Source organism: Bacillus sp. UNCCL81 (genome assembly GCF_900112535.1).
GTDB classification, from domain to species: domain Bacteria; phylum Bacillota; class Bacilli; order Bacillales; family Bacillaceae_G; genus Gottfriedia; species Gottfriedia luciferensis_B.
The window spans coordinates 685,012-696,737 of the sequence record NZ_FOMF01000003.1; the positions used below are offsets into that span (position 1 = coordinate 685,012).

The following is an 11,726-nucleotide window of genomic DNA, read 5'->3' on the forward strand; positions in this document are numbered from 1 at the left end:
TTATAGTTTACTTTCTCAAATATAAAATGAAAACACTTTCTTTCTAAATTGTGAATTGATTCACATCACATTGGAATTTTTGTATAAATATGGTATAAATAAAAAGAGTTATCTACTTTCAAAATTAGTAAGACAAGTAAGGAAAAGGTTGTATAGAAAGGCGTATATGTGATTACAATGGTAAATATGCAAAAAGTGATAGTCATAGTTGGTCCTACAGCAGTAGGGAAAACAAAGCTAAGTATTGAACTTGCAAAAGCTGTTGATGGAGAAATCATTAATGGTGATGCAACACAAGTTTATAAAGAATTAAATATTGGAGCAGCTAAAGTTACAGAAGAAGAAAAGGAAGGAATTCCGCATCATTTAATTGATTTTCTTGATCCAAATGATTCGTTTACAGTTGCGGATTTTCAAACTTTAGCTAGAGAAAAAATTAAAGAAATAGCTAATCGAGGTAAAATCCCAATTATTGTTGGTGGAACTGGATTATATATCCAAAGTGTATTAACTAAATATGAATTTGCTGAGCAAGAAGGTGATGAGCTTTTAAGAAACCAATTAGAGGGCTTTGCGATGGCCTTTGGGAATAAAGCATTACATGATCAATTAAAAGAAATTGATCCAGAAAGTGCAAAGCAAATACATATGAATAATGTTAGAAGAGTAATCCGTGCAATTGAAGTTTTCAAACTAACGGGACAAAAATTTTCAGAGACCGCATTTAAAAAAGAGCCAGAGTATTTATATGATGCAGAAATAATCGGATTATCGATGGATCGAGAGCTACTATACAATCGAATTAATTTACGAGTTGATCTAATGTTGGAAGAAGGACTAGTAGATGAAGCAAAAATGCTCTACGACAAAGGTATTCGAAATTGTCAATCAGTACAAGCGATTGGCTATAAAGAGCTTTACGATTATTTTGATGGAAGCTTAACGAAAGAAGAAGCAATCGATTTAATTAAACAAAGTTCAAGAAGGTATGCAAAAAGGCAAATGACGTGGTTTAGAAATAAAATGAGCATCCATTGGTTTGATATGGATGGACATAATTTTGATATAAAAAAACTGGAAATTTTAGCTCTACTTGAAGGAAAGGGCTATTTCATCTCGAATAAATATATGTAGAGGTAGAAGAGGAGGAAAAGGACATGAAAACATCAATCAACATTCAAGATCAGTTCTTAAACCAATTACGTAAAGACAATCTAGCGGTTACAGTATTTTTACTAAATGGATTTCAAATCAAAGGTAAAGTAAAAAGCTTTGATAACTTTACGGTATTGTTAGATGTTGAAGGTAAACAACAATTAATATATAAACATGCAATTTCAACGTTTGTACCATCTAAAAATGTACAAATTGAAATGTAAAATAAATTTAAAAAAGAGCATTGATCTTATGGTCAATGTTCTTTTTTAATTATGATAGATAAATTAATAAAGATAATTATATTATGTAAACTAGAGGAGGAGAAACAAATGTATGTTCCAAAAGAATTTAAAGAAACAGATCTAAATCAATTAATAGCCGAAATGAAGAAAAATAGCTTCGGAATATTATTATCAAATAATGACGAAGCAAAAATAGAAGCAACTCATTTACCATTTATCATACAAGAAGCTAAAGAGAATTTAATCATAATTACACATTTAGCTAAGCCAAATCCTCAATGGAAAACGATGAATGGAAAGGAATGTTTAATAATCTTTTCAGGGCCACATGCATATGTTTCTGCTTCATGGTATGAAGAAAAAAATACAGTTTCAACTTGGAACTATACAGCAATCCATGCTTATGGAAAAGTAACAACAGTTGAAAATAAGGATGAAATGAGAGAAATCGTTTTAAAAACAACTGACTATTTTGAAAAAGGACAATCAAAACCTTGGAAATACAAAGATCACACAGATTATGTTGAAAAATTACTTTCAGGAATTGTTTGCTTAAAAATTGAAGTAACAGAGTTAATCGGTAAAAAGAAATTAAGTCAAAATCATTCGATTGAGAGAAGAGAAAAAGTGATTGCAGCTTTGCAAAATGAAGAAAAATATTCTTCGAAAGAAATTGCTGAACTTATGAAAGCAAAACTAAATACAAGAGCATAAAAAGAAGTTTACTATACTGTAAAAGCAGGGAGTTATGATGTTAGAAATCATAACTCCTTTTTATTTGGGTATTCATTTTCTTGATAAAATTGAAAGTATCGTTTTAAGGAAACGGAGGTCTTCAACCCAACTAATTGCTGAATATCTTCCACTAATAATCCCTCTTTTATTTTCCGTAGAATAAAAGTATTTCTTAAATGTTGTGAGCAAAGTCCCTTTCTAAGTCCAGCTCTTTTAACTTCCAGCCTAAGCATTTTTTGAAATGCAATTTCAGTTAGTGCTTTCGGTGAATCTGTATCGTAAACCCAATGGAATGTCATGCGGTTAAAATCAAATGCAACAAAGAGCGGATGAGTTGAATGATAGTGAGGTCTTACGGGCTCTGGTATCGTAACAAAATAATTATATAATAGTACTCGATCTTCTTTTGTGAGAATAATTGTTCTTTTAGTCCCTTCCTTGCTATGGACAACAAGTTCATTTAAAGCGAAGTTAATGTCTCTCATTTGTAAATCAATTAATTCCTTTAAAGTTAGTCCATAAAACAGCATAAAACGAATCATAATTTCGTTACGATCCATTAAAAATGATCTAGCTTTTAATTGTTTTTCTGACAAATCTGTTGTGGATTGAACGATTGATAGTAATTTTTTCTCTTCTTCTTCAGAAATAAAATCGTCCGTTGAAAGGGCTCGTGAAGGCGCTGCTAAATAGTTAGTGAATGGAATAATATTTTCGATTGAAGCATTATTAGAATGTAAAAATTTATAAAATTGATTTAGTACGACATATATTCGATGCATTGTTTTCTCATTATATCCACGTTCAGATGTTAAAAAATAGAAATAATTATTAAAATCTTGAACTTGTAATGTACTAAAACTTTCATTAACTTTTTTAAAGTAACGGAAACATTCTTCTAAATCATAGCAATAACGCTTAATAGTAGATTCTTTTCTTCCTTTACTATTTAAGTGAGAGGCAAATTGCAAGATGACATCAGGTAAAGTAGCAATCGTTAAGTTTGGGATCGTCAAATTTATCAACTCTTCTCTTTTTCTCTCATTATATCAAATAAGTTAATAGAATTTAGTAAAATTTAGCAATCTTATCCATTTAACAGTTAGTTTGGAGAATAAAAGTTTTGAAATTAATTGTTCGTACATATAATAGTAAAAAACTTATTTAGTAAAATACTTTCAAAAGCGCATAAAACGAATTGTAATGTGATTTCTCGTGGAGTGCTTACTTATAGATACACAAAAAATGTTCGACAGAATAAGAGAGGTGTCATGTTTGGAGCAACCAATTCGTTTAAAAGATAACGGCCAAATAAATGTTGTACTGAATACAGTGAAAAGGGGAGAGGTTTCTCCAAATCCAATTATCGAAACAGTGAAGCAGCCTAAACATGAGTTATTAATTGAAATAGAGGATCAATTAAGGCATTTAATTGGCATGGAAGAAATAAAAAAAATGATTCATGAAATTTATGCTTGGATATTTATTAATAAAAAAAGAGAAGAATTAAGCTTAAAAGCTGAAAAACAAGTATTGCATATGTTGTTTAAAGGCAATCCAGGAACTGGAAAAACGACTGTTGCAAGGATTATTGGTCAATTATTTTTGAAAATGGGTGTATTGTCAAAAGGCCACTTAATCGAAGCAGAAAGAGCTGATTTAGTCGGAGAATACATTGGTCACACTGCTCAAAAAACTAGAGATTTAGTAAAAAAAGCAAATGGTGGGATACTTTTTATTGATGAGGCATACTCACTTGGCCGTGGAGGGGAAAAAGATTTCGGAAAAGAAGCAATTGATACACTTGTTAAACATATGGAAGATAAACATGGTGACTTTGTACTGATTCTAGCCGGTTATTCTTCCGAAATGGATTATTTCTTAAGTTTAAATCCTGGACTAAAATCAAGATTTCCTTTCATTTTAGAATTCCAGGATTATTCTGTAAAGGAACTTCTAGATATTTCAAAAAAAATGTTTGTTGACCGAGAATATATACTTTCACGTGAAGCGGAATACCGATTAAGAGACTTTATCCAAAAGGCAAAACTTGAAAATCGTGCTCATTTTAGTAATGGGCGTTTTGTCCGTAATATTGTTGAAAAATCGATTAGGACACAAGCCACTAGATTAGTATCAGAGACCGAATTTAATCGAGAAATATTAATGAGAATCGAAGAAAAAGACTTATTTACTTCAGACAAAATCGATTCGATTAATTGACCGATTAGCTATTTTATTTGGTGTTTTCTACCCCACCAACCTTTAATGTTAAAATAAATTGAAATAATGACCCCAAATAAAATATTGAGGACAATACAATAAACATAACCATATTTCCATTTTAACTCAGGCATATTTACAAAATTCATGCCATAAAATCCTGCAATAAAAGACATTGGCAAGAAAATGGCACTTATGAGTGTTAAAGTTTTCATAATATCATTTGTACGGTCAGATTTTAAGGACATTTGCAGTTCTATAATGCCTCCCATACTTTCTTTAAAATTATCAAGGGCATTAATAATACGTTCATAGTTCTCTTTCAATTCATTAAAATAAAAACCTGCATCCTGACTTAAGAAAGGAAAATCTGCTTCGACGATTTGGTTAATGACATTTACTTGGGGCTCTACAAGCTGTCTTAAATCTTGAAGTTGAACTTTCCAATTGAAAATTTTCTGATCCAAATCCTTTCGAAATGGGTCATTAAATAAGTCTCGTTCAATTTCTTCAATCTCATTTGCAAAACGATCAATAGAAATAAGGAACTTCTCAATAACTTCATGGAATATTTGATATAAAACATGGCCAGCATGGTCTACTTTAATATAATTTTGACTGAATTCCTGCGTTACATATTTGAAAAGATCGATTTCATGATCTTCTATATATGAAATAATTAAATTACTGCAAACAAGAATATTTATTTTTGTTGGTTTAAATAACTTAGTTAAAGCATATAGGGAAAGTATTGCCTCGTTTTTAAAAACATTTATTCTTGGCTTATGTTCACTATGGAGAAGTTTCTTTTTTGCTAAAGGATGAATCGTTAAACTTTCAATAATAGTAGTTAATTCATCAAAGGATTTATTATTAAAGTGATACCAAAGAATTTCATCTTTCGTTGGAAGCATAAATTTATCAATTGTTTCGACAGATTGATTTGTTATATTATATCTCTTCAAATGAAATTCTCCTTTAAATAAATTTCTAAAATAGTGTTGGCAAGAATAGGTAAATTATGTGAAGAAAACTAATTTAAGATTAAGAAGGGGCCTCGAATTAAGAGGTGTGTATTATAGCGGTCACAATCATTTTATTTATAAATTATGATAATACAATATTCTACTAGATCGCAAAAGCTGGAAGGATAAGCCTTTTCCTATTTATATTTAAAGCCTGAAAAAAACAAAAAAGAGGATGATTTATTCACCCTCTTTTTCTTTTTTAAATATTAGTTTCTGCATACTTTTTGAAATTGTCTAGAATTGCTTGCCATCCTTGTTGTTGAAATTCAACTGGATTCGTTTCTTCAGCATCGAATGTTTCAATTACTTCAGTAGTGTCTTCTTTTCCTTTAAACGTGATCTTAACTTTTCTTCCATCACCTAGAGTATATGCAATTACTTCATAGTTTTTTACTTCATCATAAATTCCTCCGAAGTCGAACCCAAAACTGCCATCTTTTGCTTCCATTCTTGATCTGAATTCACCACCAACTCTTAAATCATTCTCAGCAATTGGTGTGTGCCAGTCGTCTGAAGCACTGTTCCATTTTTTAATATGAGTAGGTTCTGTCCAAAATTCCCATACTTTTTCTACTGGTGCTTGAATCGTCGTTTCTACGGTTACTTTTTTAGTTGTTTCCATTTTAATTCACGCCTCTCTTGATACTAAATTGGATAATAACATATGTAGCTTACTTTCTTGTGAGCGATTTCAAAAAATGAGATAATCCTTGTACACCTAAAGCATAAGTTAGGTGTACAAGAAATATCAATTACACATTATTATTGAAAGAGTTAATAATCACAGAAATTCTTCTGTTCTTTTATTATTACCAAGTCAACCAGCCACTAGTTTTCATATATTTGTGAATTAGGTCGTATTTTTCAATTCTGATTAAATGGTTCATACGATTTCGATATTTTCGATAATCGTCTTTTCGAACTTCTTTTACTTCTTTATCATAATGAACAGATTTTAATCCTTTTCTATATTCAAAAAGTTTTTCCTTTCGAGGATCTTTATAAATTTTCTTGTGACTTTTTTTCTGTTCATTATTCCAGTATGAAACTTCTAAATCTAACATTTCCTTCCCTGCTGCGGGGATTTAGATTATGGCATTTGCCATTAGTGCCGACCGCAACTAATAGAAGAACACTTTAGGATTATACAAGTTTTTCACTCCTTAAAAATTTCTCAATTATTTTAACGAAGGCTTTTATAAGTAATACTCCAGTAATTCTATTCTTAATTAGTATATTCGGTTTTTCTTCAGAGACTCCTTTCTTATTTAACTAAATTGACAGGTAGTTGAATAAGTACAGTAATAGAATTTTAAAATAAAAAAACAAACCATCATTTGAAAAGGTTTGTTTTTATTGGACTTATTTAATTTAGTTTTTGAGTGCTTGATTCGTTTAGACTAACTGTTGAGCCTTTAAATGATCTTTTAGGAAGACTCCAATTATAATGTACAGATAATAGTCTAAGTAGAACAATAACAATGAATAATAATAATAGTTCAAAATTTGTATCAACAAATTTATTTCCAATTAAAACGCCTACAAGTATTGCCCAAAAAGCGTATACTTCTGAGTGTAATACCATTGGTTTTCTTTTTGCTAGTAAATCTCGTACGATTCCGCCACCGATTCCAGTTAAGACAGATGCTACTATAACAGCGCTAACTGGTAATTTTAATTCCATAGCATAATTTGCTCCAAGAATCGCAAAAGCGGATAAACCGATTGAATCGAATAAAATATCTAATTTTTTAAATGGTTTATTTGATAATTGCGGAAAGAAAAAGATAATTGTCATCGCAACTAACGCAATTGTAAAATTTGTTGTTTGATTCCATAAATAGTTAATTGGATAACCTATTAATAAATTACGTAATGCACCGCCACCAAAGGCTGTAGCAAAGCCTAGAATATAGACACCAAATAAATCATAGTCTTCTTCCATAGCTACAACTGCACCACTTAATGCAAAGGAAATAGTACCAATAATGCTAAATAACTCCCATGTTTCCAAAAAGCAATTCCCCCGCCCTTAATAAAAAGATGAAAAATAGTCCAGATATCATTATAATAAAGAGACAGTTAAGAGTAAAGAATATTTATTGCTTAGAATTGGTTAAAGAAAAGGTGGAATTTTGTGTCGAATGAAATGAGAGAAAAAGCCATTTTAGTTGGATGTCAGCTTCAAAATGTAGATGATGATCGGTTTAATTATTCATTGGACGAATTAGCATCACTTACGAAAACAGCAAATGGAGAAGTAGTTTTAATAACTTCACAAAAAAGAACTAAATATCATCCAGCATTATACATAGGGACAGGTAAAGTAGAAGAGTTAGAGGCAGCAATTGCAGAGTTAGAACCTGATGTTGTTATTTTTAATAATGAACTAACTCCATCTCAAATACGTAATTTATCTGCAAGATTAGAAAAAAGGGTAATTGATCGTACACAATTAATATTAGACATATTTGCACAGCGAGCGAAAACAAAAGAAGGTAAATTACAGGTTGAACTGGCTCAATTACAATATTTGATGCCAAGATTAGTTGGTCAAGGGACTGAGTTATCAAGGCTTGGTGGAGGTATTGGTACAAGAGGACCAGGTGAAACAAAGCTAGAATCTGATCGTCGTCACATTCGAAAACGTATTGATGACATTAAACAGCAATTAAACATAGTCGTTGAACATCGTAAACGTTATCGTGAGCGACGTAAGAAAAATGAAATGTTTCATATTTCATTAGTAGGTTATACAAATGCAGGAAAATCAACATTATTTAACCGACTAACTAAATCTGATGTGTATGAGCAAGATTTACTGTTTGCGACATTAGATCCGACAACTAGAAAATTTGTTTTATCAAATGGTATGACAACTTTACTTACAGATACGGTTGGTTTTATTCAGGATTTACCAACTTCACTTATTGCTGCATTCCGTTCAACACTTGAAGAAGCAACGGAAGCAGATTTCATTCTTCATGTTGTCGATGCATCTCATGAAAATTATAAAAGCCATGAAGTAACAGTTTCTAAATTATTGAATGATTTAGATGTTGAAAATATTCCAATTTTAACTGTCTATAATAAAATAGATCAAGTTCATGAGGACTTTGTACCGTCACCATCCGAAGGTTTTATTGAAATGAGTGCTTTAAATGAAGATGATTTAAGTAAATTACGTCAAAGAATTGAATTTGAATGTAAACAGTATATGGAATATTTTGAGGCATTTGTACCAGCTTACGAGGGCAAATTAATTCATGAAATCAAAAAACTAACGATGATTGAATCAATCAACTTTAATGAAGAATCAGAAATCTATCAAATTACCGGGTACGTTTTCAAAGAACATTCAATTTATGATACTGTAAAAAGATATAGAATATATAAGGAGCAATAATCAATGCTAGAATTTTTATCAAACGGGGAAAAAATTGCACCATTAGTGGCAGATGTTGAAAAATTAATTTCAGAAGCCCATAAAGAAATTGACGAAGTGATTGAATATAACCAATTCAAAGTTTTACAAAGCTTTCGAAAACATAAAGTGAGTGATAGTCATTTTATCCCAACAACTGGTTATGGTTATGATGATATCGGAAGAGATACATTAGAAGAAATTTTTGCAGATGTTTTAGGTGGAGAAGCTGGTTTAGTGAGACCGCAAATCATTTCTGGAACTCATGCAATTTCAACTGCTTTATTTGGCGTACTAAGACCAGGGGATGAGCTTTTATACATTACTGGGAAGCCATACGATACATTAGAGGAAATCGTAGGGATTCGTGGGGAAAGTGGAAATGGCTCATTAAAAGACTTTGGAATTGGATACGAATCAATCGAATTAGTAAATGATGAACGAATCAATTATGAAAAAGTAGCAAATAAAATGACAAGTAATACGAAAGTAATCGGTATTCAGCGTTCAAAAGGTTACGGAACAAGACCTTCATATACAATTGAACAAATTAAAGAGATGATTGATTTTGTAAAAGAAATTGATCCAAATGTCATTGTTTTTGTAGATAATTGCTATGGTGAGTTTGTTGAAAAACTAGAGCCATGCCATGTAGGAGCAGATTTAATGGCAGGTTCATTAATTAAAAATCCTGGTGGTGGACTTGCCAAAACAGGTGGTTATATTGTAGGACGTAAAGATTTAGTCGAAAAATGTGGCTATCGTTTAACATCTCCTGGAATTGGACGTGAAGCTGGTGCTTCTCTTTATGCGTTACAAGATATGTATCATGGCTTTTTTATGGCGCCACATATTACTGGTCAAGCTTTAAAAGGAGCTTTATTTACTGCTGCATTTTTAGAAAAGCTTGGAATGAACACAAATCCTTCATGGGATGCAGTAAGAACTGATTTAATACAATCTGTTCAATTTGATGATAAAGAAAAAATGATAGCATTTTGTCAGGCAATTCAAGCGGCTTCACCAATCAATGCTCATTTTACGCCAACAGCAAACTATATGCCTGGATACGAAGACGATGTCATCATGGCAGCGGGGACATTTATCCAAGGTGCAAGTATTGAGTTAACAGCAGACGGTCCAATAAGAGCTCCTTATGTTGCATATGTTCAAGGTGGTTTAACATATGCTCATGTGAAAATCGCAATTTGTTCGGCAGTTAATTCTTTAATTGAAAAAAATCTATTAGAAATTTAAAATAAAATAGCTCATGACCTCTAGTCATGAGCTATTTTATATATGAAAATAATTGGGGACTTACTTTCATAATGAAAAAGGTTCTATCTATATTTCTATCTTACAGGTTAATTCTTAAATTAACCTTAACACTATCATTAAAATTTTGTAATGTTTATCTAATCTTGTATTAAGGTTAGGAGTATACGAGTATATAGAAGTTGGGTATACAGTATAGATTCAGTAATGTATGGAGGAAAAACAATGGAAAATCTACCTAATTGTCCTAAGTGTAATTCAGCATATACATACGAAGATGGAAATCTTTTAATTTGTCCGGAATGTGCTTATGAATGGACAATGGAAACAGAACATACGAATGACGAAACAATAGTAGTAAAAGATGCTAACGGAAATATTTTAAATGATGGGGATTCAGTTACAGTTATAAAAGATTTAAAAGTAAAGGGCACATCACTTGTCGTTAAAATTGGTACAAAAGTGAAAAGTATTCGATTAGTTGAAGGTGATCACGATATCGATTGTAAAATTGAAGGCTTTGGTGCCATGAAGTTGAAGTCTGAGTTTGTTAAAAAAGCGTAGTATCGTTATTTAAAATTTCTATTAAAAGAAAAATGCATCAAGTCAAAAGGCTCGATGCATTTGTTTTATATGTAAACTTGAGTAATATGATGATTATTTGAAAGGTCATAAGTTTTAATATGTTTTGGATTCAGCGGCTATTGTGAATTCTTTAGAATTAATATAGGAGAATGAATTATGAAACTTTTTCAAAGTAAAAATACTCATGATCATGCAAACAGCTGTTACCAAGAGATTCTAACACCTCTTGGTCAAGTTATGTTAGAACTAAATATTGATGACGAACGTTACACTAACTTAACTAAAATTTCGGATTGCTTTAAGCTCCATAATGGAGGCACTTTACTTAGTTATAAACAGCATCTCTTTATTGCCGAATTAGTAATTTGCAACCCTAATTATAAAATCCCTAATCATATGAAAGTTGAAAAAGTTATCGCTGGAATATGGAGGATTAAACCATTAGTTAAAAATTTAAAATGTAAGTTCGATACAAAATTAATACCAATCAATTTAAACGAAACTGTTTGTAGTTCTGATAGTGGACAAAATCTAGATGCCATAACATTTGAGTATAAAGAATTTAAAATGACGATTGGAACACAAGACGGAAATACATTATTAAACCGAGTACATGAAAAAGACATGATGGCGAATAAATTTAATCGATTGGATCAAGAATTTCCAGACAATATAATTCATTACAGGAAAGACTATACTGGACTTTCTGTGCCACTTACATCACTTGAAAGAAACGAAGTAACTCAAATTCATTTTGTTATCGCTTGGAATTATGCACTAGATGAATATGATAGTTCAACATGGTTTGCTGCTGATTTGTCTAGTAAAGCAATTCTTTCTGGTGAAGAATTAATTTAAATTTACTAAATAAAGTAAAAAATAATAGTTTGATATAAATTGATATTTGTTAAAATAAAAGAGATGTAATTAAACGTTTACATTCATTGATATTATTGCAATTATTTTTTTAAAATCGCACGACATAGAAGAAGGTTAACAACAGTTAATTTAAATTTATAAAAATATCACAATTTGTTCTAAATGCAAATCCCTCAA

Annotated in this window: 13 protein-coding genes; 8 read left to right on the forward strand and 5 right to left on the reverse strand. The window is 30.9% G+C overall.

Going from position 1 to position 11,726, the window contains the following annotated elements; translation table 11 throughout:
• Positions 1–171 precede the first annotated feature (171 nt).
• The 3 genes from miaA to BM319_RS09050 all read left to right on the forward strand — a co-directional run bounded on the left by miaA (position 172) and on the right by BM319_RS09050 (position 2,114).
• Positions 172–1,134, forward strand: coding sequence for a tRNA (adenosine(37)-N6)-dimethylallyltransferase MiaA (gene miaA, locus BM319_RS09040; RefSeq protein WP_439097789.1), 963 nt, complete (start codon positions 172–174; stop codon positions 1,132–1,134).
• Positions 1,135–1,157: 23 nt separating this feature from the next.
• Positions 1,158–1,379: an RNA chaperone Hfq gene (gene hfq / locus BM319_RS09045; RefSeq protein WP_056470298.1), complete on the forward strand. Its 222-nt coding sequence runs from the start codon at positions 1,158–1,160 to the stop codon at positions 1,377–1,379.
• A 108-nt stretch (positions 1,380–1,487) separates the two neighbouring features.
• Positions 1,488–2,114 carry an FMN-binding negative transcriptional regulator gene (locus tag BM319_RS09050; RefSeq protein WP_069034408.1) on the forward strand — a complete coding sequence of 209 codons (627 nt, stop codon included), beginning with the start codon at positions 1,488–1,490 and terminating at the stop codon, positions 2,112–2,114.
• 47 nt (positions 2,115–2,161) lie between these two features.
• Here the strand turns inward: BM319_RS09050 and BM319_RS09055 are convergent, their stop codons facing one another.
• Entirely contained in the window at positions 2,162–3,151 is a 990-nt protein-coding gene (locus BM319_RS09055; protein WP_254664605.1) for a tyrosine-type recombinase/integrase, read from the reverse strand.
• A gap of 259 nt (positions 3,152–3,410) precedes the next feature.
• Between BM319_RS09055 and spoVK the strand changes: the two genes are divergently transcribed.
• Positions 3,411–4,358 carry a stage V sporulation protein K gene (spoVK, locus tag BM319_RS09060; protein WP_069034407.1) on the forward strand — a complete coding sequence of 316 codons (948 nt, stop codon included), beginning with the start codon at positions 3,411–3,413 and terminating at the stop codon, positions 4,356–4,358.
• Between the two features lie 8 nt (positions 4,359–4,366).
• Here spoVK and BM319_RS09065 read toward each other — a convergent pair whose 3' ends face one another.
• The 4 genes from BM319_RS09065 to BM319_RS09080 all read right to left on the reverse strand — a co-directional run bounded on the left by BM319_RS09065 (position 4,367) and on the right by BM319_RS09080 (position 7,400).
• Positions 4,367–5,323 carry a magnesium transporter CorA family protein gene (locus BM319_RS09065; protein WP_069034406.1) on the reverse strand — a complete coding sequence of 319 codons (957 nt, stop codon included), beginning with the start codon at positions 5,321–5,323 and terminating at the stop codon, positions 4,367–4,369.
• A 262-nt stretch (positions 5,324–5,585) separates the two neighbouring features.
• On the reverse strand, positions 5,586–6,008 hold the full coding sequence (locus tag BM319_RS09070; RefSeq protein ID WP_069034405.1) for an SRPBCC family protein: 423 nt from the start codon (positions 6,006–6,008) through the stop codon (positions 5,586–5,588).
• A 187-nt stretch (positions 6,009–6,195) separates the two neighbouring features.
• A complete protein-coding gene (locus tag BM319_RS09075; protein ID WP_175403506.1) occupies positions 6,196–6,450 on the reverse strand; it encodes a hypothetical protein in 255 nt (84 codons plus the stop codon).
• 302 nt (positions 6,451–6,752) lie between these two features.
• Positions 6,753–7,400 (reverse strand): trimeric intracellular cation channel family protein, encoded by a 648-nt coding sequence (locus tag BM319_RS09080; protein ID WP_069034404.1) that lies wholly within the window; start codon positions 7,398–7,400, stop codon positions 6,753–6,755.
• 135 nt (positions 7,401–7,535) lie between these two features.
• Between BM319_RS09080 and hflX the strand changes: the two genes are divergently transcribed.
• The 4 genes from hflX to BM319_RS09100 all read left to right on the forward strand — a co-directional run bounded on the left by hflX (position 7,536) and on the right by BM319_RS09100 (position 11,528).
• Entirely contained in the window at positions 7,536–8,792 is a 1,257-nt protein-coding gene (gene hflX, locus BM319_RS09085) for a GTPase HflX (protein ID WP_069034535.1), read from the forward strand.
• Positions 8,793–8,795: 3 nt separating this feature from the next.
• The gene (locus BM319_RS09090) at positions 8,796–10,067 is read left to right on the forward strand and encodes a methionine gamma-lyase family protein (RefSeq protein WP_069034403.1); all 1,272 of its coding nucleotides are present in this window, start codon (positions 8,796–8,798) and stop codon (positions 10,065–10,067) included.
• Positions 10,068–10,310: 243 nt separating this feature from the next.
• Positions 10,311–10,649, forward strand: a complete 339-nt coding sequence (locus BM319_RS09095; protein WP_069034402.1) for a zinc ribbon domain-containing protein YjdM — start codon at positions 10,311–10,313, stop codon at positions 10,647–10,649.
• Positions 10,650–10,826: 177 nt separating this feature from the next.
• Positions 10,827–11,528, forward strand: coding sequence for a hypothetical protein (locus BM319_RS09100; RefSeq protein ID WP_069034401.1), 702 nt, complete (start codon positions 10,827–10,829; stop codon positions 11,526–11,528).
• The last annotated feature ends 198 nt before the right edge of the window (positions 11,529–11,726 follow it).